The 16,840-nt window shown below is 37.6% G+C and carries 17 protein-coding genes and 1 other RNA gene; 14 read left to right on the top strand and 4 right to left on the bottom strand.

Annotated elements, in window-relative coordinates; all coding sequences use genetic code 11:
* Positions 1 to 9: 9 nt before the first annotated feature.
* The 9 genes from EPJ89_RS07925 (at position 10) to EPJ89_RS07885 (ending at position 10,111) form a co-directional block, all read left to right on the top strand.
* Complete coding sequence (locus EPJ89_RS07925; protein WP_161636937.1) at positions 10 to 864, top strand: YitT family protein; 855 nt, start codon at positions 10 to 12, stop codon at positions 862 to 864.
* Between the two features lie 9 nt (positions 865 to 873).
* A complete protein-coding gene (locus EPJ89_RS07920; protein ID WP_003774066.1) occupies positions 874 to 1,527 on the top strand; it encodes a hydrolase in 654 nt (217 codons plus the stop codon).
* A gap of 58 nt (positions 1,528 to 1,585) precedes the next feature.
* A complete protein-coding gene (locus EPJ89_RS07915) occupies positions 1,586 to 1,876 on the top strand; it encodes a HesB/YadR/YfhF family protein (RefSeq protein WP_013852418.1) in 291 nt (96 codons plus the stop codon).
* A gap of 76 nt (positions 1,877 to 1,952) precedes the next feature.
* The gene (locus EPJ89_RS07910; protein WP_161636936.1) at positions 1,953 to 2,633 is read left to right on the top strand and encodes a GTP pyrophosphokinase; all 681 of its coding nucleotides are present in this window, start codon (positions 1,953 to 1,955) and stop codon (positions 2,631 to 2,633) included.
* A gap of 104 nt (positions 2,634 to 2,737) precedes the next feature.
* Positions 2,738 to 3,985: a DUF1576 domain-containing protein gene (locus tag EPJ89_RS07905; protein ID WP_200549453.1), complete on the top strand. Its 1,248-nt coding sequence runs from the start codon at positions 2,738 to 2,740 to the stop codon at positions 3,983 to 3,985.
* A 112-nt stretch (positions 3,986 to 4,097) separates the two neighbouring features.
* Positions 4,098 to 6,074: an alpha/beta hydrolase family protein gene (locus EPJ89_RS07900; RefSeq protein ID WP_200549451.1), complete on the top strand. Its 1,977-nt coding sequence runs from the start codon at positions 4,098 to 4,100 to the stop codon at positions 6,072 to 6,074.
* A gap of 9 nt (positions 6,075 to 6,083) precedes the next feature.
* Positions 6,084 to 7,409 carry an AAA family ATPase gene (locus EPJ89_RS07895; protein WP_200542947.1) on the top strand — a complete coding sequence of 442 codons (1,326 nt, stop codon included), beginning with the start codon at positions 6,084 to 6,086 and terminating at the stop codon, positions 7,407 to 7,409.
* Positions 7,410 to 7,426: 17 nt separating this feature from the next.
* Complete coding sequence (gene proC / locus EPJ89_RS07890) at positions 7,427 to 8,200, top strand: pyrroline-5-carboxylate reductase (protein WP_200549449.1); 774 nt, start codon at positions 7,427 to 7,429, stop codon at positions 8,198 to 8,200.
* A 96-nt stretch (positions 8,201 to 8,296) separates the two neighbouring features.
* Positions 8,297 to 10,111 carry an LTA synthase family protein gene (locus tag EPJ89_RS07885; protein WP_244660819.1) on the top strand — a complete coding sequence of 605 codons (1,815 nt, stop codon included), beginning with the start codon at positions 8,297 to 8,299 and terminating at the stop codon, positions 10,109 to 10,111.
* 9 nt (positions 10,112 to 10,120) lie between these two features.
* Here EPJ89_RS07885 and EPJ89_RS07880 read toward each other — a convergent pair whose 3' ends face one another.
* Positions 10,121 to 11,353 carry a glutamate-5-semialdehyde dehydrogenase gene (locus EPJ89_RS07880; RefSeq protein ID WP_125163836.1) on the bottom strand — a complete coding sequence of 411 codons (1,233 nt, stop codon included), beginning with the start codon at positions 11,351 to 11,353 and terminating at the stop codon, positions 10,121 to 10,123.
* Positions 11,354 to 11,361: 8 nt separating this feature from the next.
* The gene (gene proB, locus EPJ89_RS07875; protein WP_161636930.1) at positions 11,362 to 12,192 is read right to left on the bottom strand and encodes a glutamate 5-kinase; all 831 of its coding nucleotides are present in this window, start codon (positions 12,190 to 12,192) and stop codon (positions 11,362 to 11,364) included.
* A gap of 115 nt (positions 12,193 to 12,307) precedes the next feature.
* Here proB and ssrA point away from each other — a divergent pair.
* The 3 genes from ssrA (at position 12,308) to EPJ89_RS07860 (ending at position 13,813) form a co-directional block, all read left to right on the top strand.
* Positions 12,308 to 12,655, top strand: a transfer-messenger RNA (tmRNA) gene (gene ssrA, locus EPJ89_RS07870).
* A 125-nt stretch (positions 12,656 to 12,780) separates the two neighbouring features.
* A complete protein-coding gene (locus tag EPJ89_RS07865; RefSeq protein WP_161636929.1) occupies positions 12,781 to 13,176 on the top strand; it encodes a hypothetical protein in 396 nt (131 codons plus the stop codon).
* 10 nt (positions 13,177 to 13,186) lie between these two features.
* Complete coding sequence (locus tag EPJ89_RS07860; protein ID WP_200549446.1) at positions 13,187 to 13,813, top strand: hypothetical protein; 627 nt, start codon at positions 13,187 to 13,189, stop codon at positions 13,811 to 13,813.
* Between the two features lie 46 nt (positions 13,814 to 13,859).
* Here EPJ89_RS07860 and EPJ89_RS07855 read toward each other — a convergent pair whose 3' ends face one another.
* Positions 13,860 to 14,909 carry a G5 domain-containing protein gene (locus EPJ89_RS07855; protein WP_200549444.1) on the bottom strand — a complete coding sequence of 350 codons (1,050 nt, stop codon included), beginning with the start codon at positions 14,907 to 14,909 and terminating at the stop codon, positions 13,860 to 13,862.
* Positions 14,910 to 15,120: 211 nt separating this feature from the next.
* Between EPJ89_RS07855 and EPJ89_RS07850 the strand changes: the two genes are divergently transcribed.
* Positions 15,121 to 15,738 carry an HAD family hydrolase gene (locus EPJ89_RS07850; protein ID WP_200549441.1) on the top strand — a complete coding sequence of 206 codons (618 nt, stop codon included), beginning with the start codon at positions 15,121 to 15,123 and terminating at the stop codon, positions 15,736 to 15,738.
* A gap of 11 nt (positions 15,739 to 15,749) precedes the next feature.
* Positions 15,750 to 16,712: a serine hydrolase domain-containing protein gene (locus EPJ89_RS07845; protein WP_244660818.1), complete on the top strand. Its 963-nt coding sequence runs from the start codon at positions 15,750 to 15,752 to the stop codon at positions 16,710 to 16,712.
* 37 nt (positions 16,713 to 16,749) lie between these two features.
* Here EPJ89_RS07845 and EPJ89_RS07840 read toward each other — a convergent pair.
* Positions 16,750 to 16,840, bottom strand: a 91-nt coding sequence (locus tag EPJ89_RS07840) for an IS3 family transposase (RefSeq protein WP_200549437.1), incomplete at its 5' end; no start/stop codon positions are given.

The raw sequence follows: 16,840 nt of genomic DNA, 5'->3' as shown, positions 1-16,840 counted from the left end.
AATTAGAGTATGAAAAAAACAAAAAATTATTTACTTTGCATTGCTGGTGCAATAATGTTTGCACTCTCTGTTAATCTATTTATTATTCCTGCCCAGATTTACAATGGTGGTATGGTGGGGATCGCGCAGTTATTGCGTGATGCCATCCAATACGTCTTCAAATTTGAATTTGGTTTTGACATTGCTGGAATCGTAAATTTATTTCTTAATATTCCTTTGCTTATCTTTGCATGGTTCAAGTTTTCGCATTCTTTTGTGCGTTATACACTTGTCACTATTGTAACACAAGCAATCTGTTTTACATTAATTCCTGTTATGAGTCAGCCAATTGTAGATGATGTTTTTATTTCAATTATCATTGCGGCTGTGCTTGGTGCCTTCGGTGCCTCACTTTCATATCGCGCCAAAGGGTCCTCGGGTGGTTTGGATGTAATTGGTTTTTATCTATCTCAAAAAAAGAAAGGAAGTTTGGGTTCATTATATTTAATGGTGAACTGTTCAATTTATCTTGTGTGTTTAATTGTTTATAATGCACAAACCGCACTTTATTCGCTCGTGTACTCCTTTATCTTTTCCTTCTGTCTTGATAAGTTCCATGAACATAATATTGAGGTAAGTGTAATGGTATATACGAAAAATAAAGATATCAAACGTGAAATTATTGAAGTTATCCATCGTGGCGTAACGTATTGGGATGGCTATGGTGCATATACCGGGAGTCAAATGGATGTATTTGTAACCATTGTTGCGCAAAGTGAAGTTGTTGAATTAAAACAACTTATTCGAAAACATGATCCCAATGCCTTTATCATTGTCACAAAAAATTTAAAAGTAGACGGAGGATTTGAAAAACGTCTCATCTAGGAGGTAAGTATGTTTGTTCCAGAATATAATGGCAACTTAAGATCGCACATTATTCGTGTGCCTGAATCGATTCAGGAAGCAAGTGGAATTAAATTATTTGGTCGTACAATTAAGTCATTTTTATTCACGACTGATGTCGCAATTATTCGTAATTGTAATGCCGATGCAGTTATCGCAATTTATCCTTTTACACCCCAACCAATAATTACACACGCAATTAAAAACGTTGCGGATGTTCCCGTCTTTTCTGGAATTGGTGGTGGCACTACCCGTGGACTTCGCGTTGTAGGTCTTGCAGTTGACGCTGAACAACAAGGTGCAACAGGTGTTGTCCTAAATGCTCCAACTACAAATAAATTAATACGTCTTGTGAAACAAGCGATTGAGATTCCGATTATCATCACCGTTCTTAACGAAAATGAAGATATTCAGGCACGTCTTGATGCCGGTGCAACAATCCTAAATGTATCCGCGGCAGCGCGCACACCCGAAGTTGTTGCGGCAATTCGAAAGAATCATCCGCAAGTACCAATTATCGCGACTGGTGGCCCTACTGAAGAATCATGTCGGAAAACCATACAAGCTGGCGCAAACGCTGTATCCTTTACACCCCCAAGCACAGCCGATATGTTTAAAGACTTGATGGCTACCTATCGAGAGTAAGCATATTACATAATAATTCAGCCAGAGTGTGATAACATAACTTAAAAGAGGTGACACAATGAAATTAGAAGTATCAAAAGAAGCAGCAGAGTGGTATATTCGCGAACTGAATCTTAAAGCAAACGACAGCGTTAAATTTTTTGGAAAGGTTTATGGTCCTCACGGTGGTTTCTCATTTGCGTTGGCAATTATGGAACCAAGTAGACCACTGGAAATGATCAAAGTAGAAGGCATCAACTTTTATGTTGAAAAGTCAGATGACTGGTTTTTTGCCGATAAAGACCTCAGTATTACGTTTGATAAAGAACGTGATGAACCAAAATACGATGTCACAATTATAGAGGGGTAACCCTCTTTTTTTTACTTTCTTCTAGATATCATAGACTTTTAATATTTTATGATAAAATAATCTTAGAGGTGAGTTTATGTCACGAAATGAAGTTATTATTAATAATCAAAAATTTAAAGTGCCCACAGACTTTGTAAATCAAACCAAAAATTTCATTGCTTTAATGCTTTTATATGATTGCGCAGTACGCGAAATCACCACCAAACTTGAAATTTTGGACAGAGAACTTGGAACACTTACGACCCGAAATCCAATTACAACCATAAAATCACGCGTTAAAAAACCACAAAGTATTGTGGAAAAGCTACTTAGACTTGAAGTCCCTTTGAATGTGGATTCAATCCCTCAGCACTTAAATGACGTTGCAGGTGTTCGGGTAATCTGTTCATACATTGATGATATCTATATTGTCGCAGATATGATTTCAAATCAAGATGATATCCAAGTCCTTGAAATTAAAGATTATATTCAATTTCCTAAAGAGAACGGTTACCGCAGTCTTCATTTAATTGTGGAGGTTCCCGTCTTTCTTTCAGATGGAAAACATTACGCTAAAGTAGAAATTCAAATTCGTACAATTGCCATGGATTTTTGGGCTTCATTAGAGCACGAAATTCGTTACAAAAAAGATCATCGCCATCTTGAATTAGTATCCGAAGAACTTTTCGACTGTGCAGAGACGATTGCAAAAACAGATCAAAAAATGCTTGATATTCGAAATTTAATTGACGATGAAAATTCAAAGAGTAATTTTTAGAACGCTTATGCGTTCTTTTTATTGTTTTCTGGGTGTTCTTTTATTCATTTAATGCTTTTTATTTAAGAAAAATTAAGTTATATTTATGAAAAAGGAAGTGATTTATGCGTAATCAAACAAACCGGCTTTTCTTATATTTAAGTATTTTACTTATTGGCTCTGCATTTGTTCTTGATTCACCCGAAACCATTTTTTCTGGAATGATTCAGATCATTGTTCAGTCAGATATTTTGATTACCGATTATTTCGCAATCGGCGGTGTTGGTGCAGCTTTATTTAATGCTGGTCTAATCACGCTTATTTCCGTTTTAATCATTATGTATTCTGAGACCGAGTTTTCAGGCTCGGTCATAGCCTCAATTATGCTTATGTTAAGTTTCGGATTGTTTGGTAAAAACATTGTCAATATTATTCCGATACTCATTGGTACTTATCTTTATGCGCTTGTAACCAAAGAAGCTTACAAAGATATTGTCCATATGTCTTTACTGGCGACAAGCTTTTCTCCAATTGTTAGTGAATTAATGTTTGTCGTCAATCTCCCTCTATACTTACGGCTGATTCTAAGTATTACAGTTGGACTTTCAATTGGTTTTACGATTAAACCCGTAGCACGCTCTCTATATAAAGTTCACGATGGTTATAGTCTTGCGAATATTGGGTTTGCGGTTGGAATTATGAGTACCCTCTATGTTTCGATTATGAAATCGTATGGCTATGTCCCTTATAAGCGATTAATCGTAACGACAGAATACACAATTCCCTCTGCCGTTGTATTGTCGATTTTGTTTCTCTTGCTTTTCTATATCGGTTGGCTCAGTGATCATGACGCTTTTAGTAAATACCGCCAATTACTTCGTGAAACCGGTCATGGGGACAATGATTTTTATAAAAAATATGGCCTCGGTGCTGTTTTAATTAATATGTCCGTGAACGGATTCTTAGCTTTATTCTTTGTGCTCGTGGTTGCGAAAGGTGCACTTAACGGACCGAATATTGGGGGCATCCTTACCATCATTGGTTTTTCAGGGGCTGGGAAGCATTGGAGAAATATCACCCCGATATTTATTGGTGTGTATCTTGGCGGTCTTACGAAAAGTTGGTCATTAGATCAGCCTGCCGTTTTACTTGGCGCCTTATTTAGCACCGCGCTGGCTCCAATAGCTGGTGACTTTGGATTTATTTGGGGCATTGTCGCTGGATTTATTAATTCCTCAGTTGTTTTAAATTCCGGTTCGTTACATGCTGGTATGAACCTCTATAATACGGGGTTTGCTGTAGGTATTGTAGCAGCGGTAATGGTTCCTGTGCTTCGCTTATTTATCCCTTTAAAAGAACAACGTTTTAAGTGATGCACTCTTGAATATGTATTGCTTTGAAGTTGGTGACACCAACTTCTTTTTTTGTGCTAAAACGTATCTGTTCGGTATGATTGTGATATAATTCTAAAAAGGAGTGACACATATGAAACAATTAGAATTAAAAGATTTTTTGAATTATACTTATTTGGCTTCACTTACAACAAGTCCTGCTAAGAAACACATGGCATTTATTAAATCGGTTGGACGTTATGATGAAAACGATTATGTTCACGATCTCTATCTTTCCGACGGATTAACACACAAACGAATATTTGATTTAGGAAATGATTCACGTTATTTTTGGGAAACGGATAATACCCTTTTACTCCCTTTAGCGCGCTTAGAGTCTGAAAAAGAAGCATTAAAATCTAAACATTCAGTCTTTTATCGCTACGATATTCACTCAGGTGAACTGAATCATGCCTACACGTTTAAATTTCCAGTAGGATCTTTGAAAGTCATTGATGAGAATCATTTATTGCTTTCAGGAAGTTTAAGTGTCACCGATCATGTATTCCTTGATGGCGATGATGATGCGCGATCAAAATATAACGCAGAAGTAGAATCCAGTTCATTTTTCGAAGTCTTCGAAGAAATCCCTTTCTACTCAAACGGCGGCGGTTTTAACCAAGCCAAACGAAGTCAGTTGTTTATTTATACGATTGATGAAGACCGTTATGTCGCCCTCTCAGATAAAAACGAAGATATTTCACTCTATCATTTTGATAAAGAAAAACAATGCATGATTTATGCTCGTGAAGTTGCAACAGGTAAACCGGATTTCTATCAAGATATCTATCTTTATGATTTTACGAAAAATGAAGAGACAGCACTGTATACGCAACATAATTTTTCATTCAGTTCCGTATTTATGATTCATCAAACAATTTATGCATTCGGTAGTAATTTAAACGATTATGGTATCAATCAAAATGGCGATCTCTATCAAATTACCCACAACGCACTTATCAAGGTTCAAGATTTCGGTTTAAGTGCCTGGGGGTCCATTGGAAGTGATGTCCGATACGTAGATTCCATTACAAGTCGTGTTGTTGATGATGTGTATTATTTTGTAGGAACATATCGTGATCGAACAGTGCTTTATAGTTTTGATGGAACATCCATCAAACGTGCATTTGATGCACCCGGTAGTCTTGATGGTTGGATTAAATTTAATGATGAGTTTTACGGTATTGGTCTTTACAATAATAATCTTCAAGAACTTTATCGACTTGACCTCGCTAACAATGCAGTCACAATGGTTTCGGAATTTAATCAGTCTATTTTAAAAGATACCTACATCGCAAAACCCGAACACTTTGAATATACTCATGATGGTCAGTTGCTTGATGGTTGGGTCCTTTTACCTCAAGATTACGACCCAACTTCATCATATCCCGCCATCTTAGATATTCATGGCGGACCAAAAACTATTTATTCTGATGTTTTCTATCATGAAATGCAAGTTTGGGCAAATAAAGGTTATATTGTCTTCTTTACAAACCCACGCGGCGGTGATGTCTATGGAAATGAATTTATGGATATCTTTGGTCGTTATGGTGATGTTGACTATGCTGATCTGATGAAGTTTACAGATATCGTCTTGGATCGCTACGCTATTGATCCGAAGCGCGTCGGGGTAACTGGAGGTTCTTATGGCGGATTTATGACAAACTGGATTGTTGGTCATACAAATCGCTTTAAATGTGCAGCAACCCAACGCTCAATTTCAAATTGGATTTCATTCTATGGGACTTCAGATATTGGATTCTATTTCGCTGATGATCAAACGGCAGCAGATCCCCTTGAAGATACTGAAAAGATGTGGAATCAATCACCACTAAAATATGCTCGCAACGTGAAAACACCGTTACTCTTTATTCACTCTGATGAAGATTATCGCTGTCCAATCGAACAAGGTATGCAATTCTTCACATATCTCAAAGAAAATGGCGTGGATACGCGTTTTGTTTGGTTGCGTGGAGAAAACCACGGACTTTCACGTAATGGTAAACCAAAAGCTCGTATCAAACGACTTGAAGAAATTACCAACTGGATGGATAAATACTTAAAACTGTGAGGTCTTTAAATGTTTGGTAGTCTAACTCTAAAGAATTTTAGATGTTATAAAGATTTGCGAATCGAGTTTAAAAACAAACGTGGTACTGTAAAACCGCGTATCTACATTTATGGTGATAATGCCTCGGGTAAATCATCACTCTTGCTTTCCTTTGCGTTTTTACGAAAAATGAATAACGGTCTTTACCTAAATCATTTACTTGAAACACGTGATCATCCAAAATATGATCATCCTTCAATTGAATATTTCAACCTTCGTGAGGAGGCAAAACGTCACTACCGTATTTTCGCACAAGACAATATGGTTTTAGCGTATGAAATGATCCTTGATGGCCAGGTATTTGTTTACGAAATTGTTTTCAATCAATATCAAGAAATTGTGAGTGAAAGCCTCTTTAAACGCATTAATAATCGAGCTATCATTATTTTTACGGCATCGCCTACAGACTTTTCATTTGGACGAGGTATGATTCTAACCAAAGACATTCCAGTAATCCAAAATCTCTATGATACGTATTACGGTGAACACACCATGTTGTCAATTTTAAACTTCATTATTGAACGTCAATCCGTTTATAAAATTGCGATTAAGTATACGTTGCTCGATGTATGTATGTTTATCCGTCGTATGCATATTGGTGTTGAACCCTATTACGATCATCAAGCATATTTTAATTTCTTTACTGATAACAATATCACCCCTTTTACAGGAACCCATGATCCAATTGGCAAGCTCGCTTTCGAAAAGGCTCAGCCCTTATTAAGTAATATGTTGGTGACACTTTTTCCTAATGTCATCGAAGCATATTATGCCTTTACCCATAAGGGAAAAGATTTATGGGATTATGAGTTAAAAGTCGTAAAGAAAGGAATTGAAGGGAATTACACCATCCCCTATGGGGATTTCCCTTCGGGAACTTATGATTTTGTGAATAAGATTTTTGCCCTTTTTGATGCATTGATGGGAAGTACGTTAATCGGTGATGATTTCGATTTGTCACTTCATACTTTCCTCGTGCAGCATATTATTCAGTACTATATGCCACAAATTGAAGGGCAAACATTTTTAACCATGGATAAACTTTCAACTATGAATATCGTTGATCCTGCAAGCATTTATATTTGCAGTGCAAATTCTGATTTAAGTTATACTGTAAATTGTATTGAAGATATTGCACCGACCCAAGCCAATCACAACGTGCGAAACCGTTATGAACAAGGCGTGTATGGTGAACTCCATCGTCCTCAGTTTGTGAAAAATGATGAGTATTTCGTAGAGTTTAAGAAGTGGGTACAGCAGGTGCACCGTGTAATGTATAAAGAAGACTTGTTTTAGTCTCTATGAGGTGAATTATGAAAATCGGTTTTATCGGCGTTGGTAATATGGCTAACGCGATCATAAATGGTATTGAGAATAAGGATTCGATCTATATTAGTGGAAGAACCTACGAGTCTACTTGTGATAAAGCATCTGCACTTGGCGTCCATGCATGTAAATCAAATCGTGACTGTGCGCAAAGTGTCGATTTACTATTTCTATCTGTTAAACCGGAAATGTTTGAAACAGTACTCAATGAAATTAAGCCCGTATTAGATCATCAAACCTTAGTTTCAATTGCGGCTAAAAAGACCCTTAAGGATATTGAATCCTTATCTGGTCCCATGCCAATCATAAGAGTTATGCCTAACTTGAATGTTGCGATTCAACGTGGGATCTCTGCAGTTTGTCATAATACGATGGTATCTCCTGAAGCTTTAACTGAAGTTCAAGATATTTTCGATGCACTCGGTGGGTTTGTATCCATCCCTGAATCACAATTTAGTGGTTTTATTGGGATAGCTGGGAGCTCTCCTGCATTTGTATTTAAATTTATCGATGAACTTGCGAAGTCAGTACTTGATGAAGGCTTTGATTATGAGACCGCCCTTAGAATTACCTGTGCTGCAGTTTCAGGAAGTGCAGATTATTTAAGTCAAAGTGGCGAACCGGCAGATGTCCTAGTTGATCGTGTATGTTCCCCTGGTGGCACAACAATCGAAGGTGTTCGTGCACTTGATACGCATGGATTTGCTGAAGCAATTCACGCTGCTTCACACGCTACAATTCTTAAAGATAAACAAGGATAAAAGAGCCAAAAGGCTCTTTTTCTATTTTCTAGACAATTTCATCTTGTGTGCTTTGGATTCCTATTGTATCCTTTGTTTAGATAGATTCGAGGTATCATGATGATTATACAAATAACGACATATTGTTTGATTGCTTTGTGTTTTGGTTTATTAAGCACGTATTTAATGAATCAGGAACATCAGAAACAATCCTTTTGGCTTAATCTTTTAGGTTATGGCATTCTTGTTAATGCTGTAACGATATTATTCATACGCTTTGGTTTGGAGAAGCCTCAAGTTTTATTAAGCAGTGCTTATACTTTAAGCTTTGCACTTAAGTTTGTGCTTGTTTCAATTCCTGTAGGATTACTCTTCATGTTTCTTCAAGCGATTATCAATAATACGATTATTTTTATTCCTGGAGAATATGTTCGTGCACGGAGTCACCGTATTGTAAATAGTATTCTTGTCATACTAATTGTGATCGGTGCTGCATTTTTCTTCTTTTCACGTTGGTTTACAGCTTTCTTTGGTGCACTCACACCTGAGCAGTTCATCTTTAACCTTATCTCACCAGTCAAAGGAACCGGAGATAGTGTTATGGTTCAATTATTAAAACCAATCGTAAAGACTGCTCTGGTTGCTATTATATTTGTTCTTGTCCTCTTAAACAAAAAGGACTTACATATTTTTAGAAAACACCGTCGCGAAGTATTTACTGCTCAGCAATTGCGTACATCAACTTTAATCATTGGAATTGTACTTGCTTTATTGGGGACTGTGTATGGCGTAAAACGATTACGACTGGATGAAGTCGCAACTTCAGTTGCAAGTAAATCCCCCTATATTGAGTCAAATTACGTCAAACCGAGCGATGATATACTTCATTTTCCAGAAAAAAAACGCAATCTAATTCATATTTATGTTGAATCTGTGGAGAACTCTTACCTACCTAAAGAATTAGGTGGACACATGGATGTGAATTTGATGCCAGAGATGACTGAACTTGCGAAAGAGGGGATGAGTTTTTCTCATAATGACACCTTTGGAGGACCCTATCAAACATATGGATCCGGATGGTCTGTCGCAGCAATGGTTAATATGGGAATGGGAATTCCTTTAAAAGTTCCAGCAGAAGGTCAAGACTACGGTAAATCGGGATATTTCTTACCGGGTGCTCGCGGTATTGGAGATATTCTTCATGATCAAGGATACGAACAAACCATTATGTTTGGGGCTGATGCTGATTTTGGAGGGCTTACAACTTACTTTACTTCTCACGGTGGGTTTAATATATTCGATTTAAACCATGCGCGAAGTGAGGGACTTATTCCTCAAGACTATCAAGTATGGTGGGGCTATGAGGATGATAAACTGTATCGCTTTGCAAAAGATGAAATAACACGTCTTTCCACAACTGGAAAACCGTTTAATTTCACCATGGAAACAGCCGATACACACTTTCCTGATGGCTACTTACAAGAAGGCGCACCCACACCACACGATTCTCAATATGCAAACGTAATTCAATTCTCACAAGCAGAAACTGTTAAGTTTGTTCGTTGGATTCAAGCGCAGCCCTTCTATAAAGACACAACCATTCTAATCACGGGTGATCACTTGAGTATGGATAAAAAATTCTTTGAGCATTTTGATCCGAGCTATCAACGCACGGTCTTTAACCTAATTCTCAATGCACCTCAAAAATCCGCAGAAACTCATAACCGTGCATTTTCCCCCGTTGATTTCTTCCCGACAACACTTTCCGCAATGGGTGTCGAGATCGAAGGCCACCGTCTTGGTTTGGGTACTGATTTGTTCTCAAAAGAACCAACACTGGTTGAACGTGATGGTCTTGAGACCTTTAATGCAGAACTATCTCGTAGAAGTACTTTCTATGATCGTTCTTTAATGACAACACTCGATAAATAATTAAAAGGGTCAGACACGTGTCTGACCCTTTCCTTTTACGATATATTTATACGATGTAAGCTGTTTTAAGCCCATAGGACCACGCGCATGCAACTTTTGAGTACTAATGCCTATCTCAGCCCCAAAACCAAACTGTGAGCCGTCTGTAAAGCGTGTTGATGCATTCACATACACTGTAGATGCATCAACTTCTTGCGTAAAGCGTTGAGCCGTTTTCTCATTATTTGTAATGATCGCTTCTGAATGCTTAGTATTATAGAAATTAATATGCGCAATCGCTTCTTCTAAAGAATCCACAACCTTAACCGACATTTCTAGATCCAAATACTCTTTTCTAAAATCATCCTCATTTGCAAGTACCATTGTATCCACAATTTCACACGCAACCAAATCCCCATGATAAACAACATGAGAAAGCTTATTCACTAATAAAGGTAAAAATGTTGGTGCAATATCTTTATGAACAACTAAAGACTCCATCGTATTGCACACACCCAATCTCTGACATTTCGCGTTTTCAATAATATCTAAAGCCATCGATACATCCGCATCGTGATCAACATAAATATGACAATTCCCTGCCCCCGTCTCAATAACGGGTATGGTACTGTTTTCCACAACGGCACGAATCAAGCCCGCGCTCCCTCGTGGAATCAAGACATCGATATATTCATTAAGTTTCATAAGTTGGGTCGTTACTTCACGACGTGTATCTTTAATAACTTGGACACAGTTGGGATTTATATTTAAATCCGTCAAGCTGTTACGAACAATTCGTTCAAGTTCTATATTGGTATGTATCGCTTCTTTTCCACCTTTTAATACAACCGCATTACCACTTTTAAAACATAAACCAAAAGCATCGACCGTTACATTGGGTCTTGATTCATAAATAATCCCAATAACACCCAGTGGTACGGATACTCTTTCAATGTACAATCCATTTTCAGGTTCTAAAACCTCTAAAACTTCACCAACTGGATCCTTTAACAGCGTAAGTTCATTTAGACCTTGTACCATCGCTTCAATGCGTGCTTGATTTAAAATTAAGCGATCACGCAATGCGCCAGTAATTCCATTTTGATCTGCCGCTTCCAAATCCAATTGATTCGCTTCGATAATTACATTAGCTTGTCCTAATAAATCATCGCCAATATGTTTAAGTGCTTTATTCTTCTGTTCTTGTGTCAGAAGTGCAAGCGAGCGCGATGCTTCTTTTGCGTTAATTCCAATTTCTTTCATCGTTCCTCCTACAAATAAGCTTCTAAATCAAACGATTCTGATTTATTTGCTTTAAAATAAGTTCCAACTACTTCCCCATCAAGAATTTGATGAAGTATATTCACGTCTTTCCCGTTTGCCAAGACCATATCTGCTCCGGAACTGGTTACAATGCGACCTGCATCAATCTTGGCACTCATGCCACCCGTACCAACAGCGGAAGAACTTGTTTCTTTTCCCATTTTCAGATGACGTTCATCAATTTTCTCCACATATTCGATGAGTCGCGCATCTTCATTTTGTGATGGATCATCCGTATAAAACCCATCAATATCCGAAAGAATAATAAGCAAATCCGCGTCAATCATCGCAAGTACAAACGCACTGAGATGGTCATTATCCCCAAACTCAATCTCATGAGTAGCTACGGTATCATTTTCATTCACAATCGGAATAACACCCATTTCTAAAAGTTCATGAAAAGTATTTTTGGCGTTGTTGCGACTTTCTTCTTTAAACATTGTATGTTTTGTAAGTAACACTTGCGCAACCACTTGATTGTACTCCGCAAACAATCGCTGATAGGTCATCATTAGCTTCGCTTGACCAATCGCGGCTAGTGCTTGCTTCTTGGCCATTTTATCGGGGATCTGAGATAGATTTAATGCCTTTCGACCAACTGCTTGTGCTCCAGAAGACACAAGCACAACTTCTTTACCTTGGCTTTTTAAGTCAGCCAAAACTCGGACGAGTTGCTCGAGTTTACGAAAATTTAAGTCTCCTGATTCTTTATGCGTAAGGGATGATGACCCTACTTTCACCACAATACGTTTTTTATCTCTTAAAACTTCTCTATTCATGATTTTGTCCCTCTATTTCTCCATCTATAATACACTATCTTGTATCTTTTAAAAAGTGTTTCGATAACGTCTAATTATTGTAGTTTTACGGAAATATTGTTATAATGGTGGTCCTGGGGATGTCATGGTTTCGACAGGATTTCGTTTGATTCGAATTGCAGTGGAGTTGCTACCTAATAGCTAAAAAAAATTAACTGGAAACAACAGTTTACAATTCGCTGCTTAATTAGCGTTTAACGCTGCAGCCTGATATCGGGCGTTTGGTCTTTGGGCAAACGATATCAACTCACTCACAAAGAATAAGGGCCAGCACTGCTCGGTGTATGCCACGAAAATTTTAGAGCACATCAAAGGAAGGTTTGTCTGGAGCTTGAACTTTGATTATTTAGAAACAGACTAAACTGTAGACATTCGAATGTGGAACACTTCTTGGACGCGAGTTCGACTCTCGCCATCTCCACCATATTAAATTTCAAACCACCTTCCAGTGGTTTTTTATTTTACCTCCCCACATTCCAAAATGTTCAAAATATGATACCGCAACATTTTGCTATTCAAATCCGTTATAATTGATGTAAAGGGGGAAACATGAAAAAAAATTCAAGAATCATCGTCTTTATTGTTTGTATCGGTGTTTTAGTCCTGATGGGTCTTCCTAATTACTTATCAAAAGGAAAACTCCAATCTATTGATCCAACACAGGTTGAATCAATCACTTACAAATCCAAAGAGACTGAAATCACTACTCACGATGCAAATCGTATTTTAGAGAGCATCACGCTCTTAAAATCTCTTGAACTAAAGGGTTCTACACGCCAGATATCACAGCCTGATACGAAGGATGATATGGAGCTCATATTTAAGGACAAAAATCACATGAAGCTTTCAGTCTTTGACGATAAGCTTGTGGTTGATCGAAAAGTCTATCGCATCGATCCCAACCACGCTACGAAACTCATAGACCATATTCAAACACAAAAATAAAGGAGAACTTATGACAAAGAAAAGTCTACTTCATAATTATTTACAAATTTTTATTATTTCAGTTTTCATCCTATTAATTCCATTTGCACTTGGATTTCTAGATTTTGGGGTCAACCCCTTCATCTCAGCAGTAATCCTGATTTTAATTGGACTGGTATCGATGCTCCTCCATGGTCTGGTGGAGATGGTTGTTTTCTTCAGTCGTCTTGAAGATGCGGAACTGAATTGGGACCTTGTAAAACAAGTTGCAGCGTATGTTGATTGGGGACGGGCACTTAAATTTTATTTACTTTCTGCGCTTGCAATTACAATTGGACTTGTTCTTTTACTTGTTCCTGGTATTTATATCGCAATTCCCTTATCAATTCTTAGTTTTGTGCTTGTGGATTTCCCAGACGATCATAATCTTTTTGAAAAGTGTTTTGAAATCAGCAAAGGATACCGTTTACGCATTTTCGGTTTTACCCTTGCCCTTGTCATTATCCAATTTTTATTTAAAACACTCTTGGATTCAATATTTGGGCCAGGCACAGCGCAAGGAAATATACTCGATCATGCTCTGAGCCTGCTTCTTGCACCAATTTCCGTAAACTACTTTACAAACCTTTATCTTGAAGCTACCGGTCGTCTCGCATAAAACATAATAAAAGCGTATTTCTCAACATGAGAAGTACGCTTTTTTACTAGTATCCAAAGAGTTGTACTGCGTATGCATAACCATCTTCAATATAAACAGCTGTCGCTGTGTAATTAAAGTCGTTCATGATATTACTGTAATGTCCTGGAGAGTTCATCCATAAGTTCACTAAGAAATCCATATCAATACGACCGTATACAATGTTTTCACCATTGATATCATTTGCCATTGATAACACCGATTGCCCATTCGGACGAGTGTGTTCAAACAGAACAGAAATCTCTTTTGCTCTTATTTGAGCTGAATTATAAAGGCTATTTGACCAAGTTAAATTGCTTAAACCGTTAGCACGACGCTTTGCGTTAATGAGATTATAAACCTCGGTTGCATAACCATCACTCATTGATCCCCGTGCTTCATACGTTCCATTCACAATAATCTTATTAACAGGATGTTTAACGACTGAGGAACTTTTCACAGTCCATTCTGAATCCACACCATCCACAACCTTGACGCTGTAGACAATTTCTTTCTTGCCGTTTTCTCCATCACGTTGAACGTAACTTTCACCTTTATTCATTGATGCATCTTCGCGGTATTCCTCAGAAAATGCAATGGATTCATAATCTTTCGCTTCACGATAGGTTACCGTTGGTTCCTTCTTCTCAGACGGTTTCTCTTGTTTTTTCTCAGATTCTTTTTTCACTTCGTTTTTAGTTTCTTTAGATGCTTCTGATTTCGATTCTTTTTTGGAATCTTTTTTTGTGTCTTTTTTTGAATCCTTTTTTGCGTCAGTCTCTTTTTTCGATGCTTCTTTTTGTTCCTTCAAAACATCCGTTATTTTCTGATCGCCGTCTTTATCATCCAATAATGTAAATGGAACTCTGACTTCCTTCTCATCAACCATAAAGACCATGTTTCCATCTCTATCAACCTTGACTTCATTATTTTCAGTAACATCCAAACCATGTTTTTTAAGAAGTTCCACGTCTTTTGTTGTTAGGGTTTTAGCTTCAAGTGTTTCCTCAGATTTTGTCTTTGCGCCACAACCTGTTAGTAATACAATACATAATAATAAGGTAATTCGTTTTTTCATAAGTATCGACTCCATTCCTAGTTTATTATACGTTACAAATAATAGGAATTCACCCCACTCCTTTCTCACATTTTTCATAGTGTTTCGCTTTTGATGAACAAAAATCACGTTTTCGATACATTTTCGTTCTTTTTGATTTCAAATCGTTCATTATTTGTCCAAACTCCCGTATCCTATTTCATGTATAATAGAATTAAAAGTGAGGAACCTTATGAACTATGATGCAGTTATCTACGATCTCGATGGGACGGTCGTAAACACATTTGACATGAACCTTTACCCATTAATGAAAATTGTTGAAGAGGAGCTCGGAATTCATATGACTTATGATGAATTGATTCACTTAACATGTTATGACGGGCATGGTGTTTTAAAAGCATTAGGCATTTCGACAGATGTTTATCCACGTTGGGTTCAATATGTGAATGAATATCCACATCCTGCAACGTTGTTTGACGGTATTGAGTTTGTACTCGAATCTCTTGATGGCATCGTTAAGCAAGGTGTCGCGTCATCAAAACGTCGCTTACAGTATGATATTGATGTGGTGGAAAACGGCATGGATGGTTATTTTAACGCTGTTGTGTTATCCGGAGATACACAACATCATAAACCACACCCCGAACCCCTTCTTGTCTGTGCAGAAATGCTTGATATCACGCCCAACCGCGCTTTATATGTTGGAGATAGTATTTTTGATTATCAAGCTGCTAAGGCCGCTGGAATGGCTTTTGGAGTGGCAAGTTGGGGTAATGTTTCAATGGAAGGAATGGATGAAATTGATTTTGTTCTTGAAACACCCGCTGACATCCTCAAAGCAGTCTTCTAATGGATCTGTTTATGAATCAAGCACATCAACTCGTCGATGATGGATATGTCAGTGGACTCGCCTTTGCCGTCTATGAAAATGGCATCTGGACCGAGACGATTTATGGCACCACAACATTTGAAGGTCAAAAACTTGAAGAAACGCACCAATTTGATGTGGCATCAATCACCAAATTATTCACAACAACGCGCATCCTTCAACTTTGCGATGAAAAAGTACTCTCCTTGGATGAACCCATCCAAACATACATTAACGATTTTAAAAATCCTGAAATTACCGTATCACACTGTTTGCTTCATCGTTCAGGTTTGGCTCCAAGTGTTACAGGACGTTCTGAAATGAACCGTGAACAAATTTACTTAAGCGTGATGAATTGTGACGATCTCATCAATGCCCCAAATCAAGAAACCATTTACTCTTGTATTAATTTTTTAATCCTTGGATACCTTATCGAAGCAGTAGACACCGATTTAAACCAGAGCTTCTCTAAATCTATTTTTAATCCCCTCGAGATGACGAACACAACATTTAATCCGAGACAGACTGAACGGTGTATTCCCACGGAGTTAACGGAAAAATATGGTCTACTCCAAGGTGTTGTCCACGACGAAACGGCGCGAAATTGTGGGGGCATTGCTGGCAATGCCGGTCTTTTTTCTACATTACCCGACCTAAAACGATTTATGGAAGCAATGCTTACTTCCGATTCTCGCCTTTTATCATCAAAATCCTATGAGCAAATTCGAAGCACAAATATTAATTCGCGTTCGTACGGTTGGAACCGATACGTCTTTAACGATATCGATGCCTATTATCATACTGGATTCACAGGACCGCTTCTTGTTTTTCATGATAATCGAGCCATGATATTACTTGCTCATCGCGTTCATCCAACTCGTGAAGATCACGGTTATCTGCAAAAGCGCGAAGCGCTCATGCAAACGTTTCTTGTAAAAAAAAGAAATAGCCTTTAAGTGGAGTTGTCAAACAAAAGTAGACATTAATAAAAAACTAGAAACCCTTATCCATTTTATATTGGATAGGGGTTTTGTAATTTAAACAGTAAGCAGGTCTTTTAAAATTAAAATAATGTACATATTCT

This window comes from Erysipelothrix sp. strain 2 (EsS2-6-Brazil) (assembly GCF_016617625.1).
Classification (GTDB): Bacteria; Bacillota_I; Bacilli_A; order Erysipelotrichales; family Erysipelotrichaceae; genus Erysipelothrix; species Erysipelothrix piscisicarius.
This window is presented reverse-complemented; position numbering and strand designations above follow the sequence as displayed.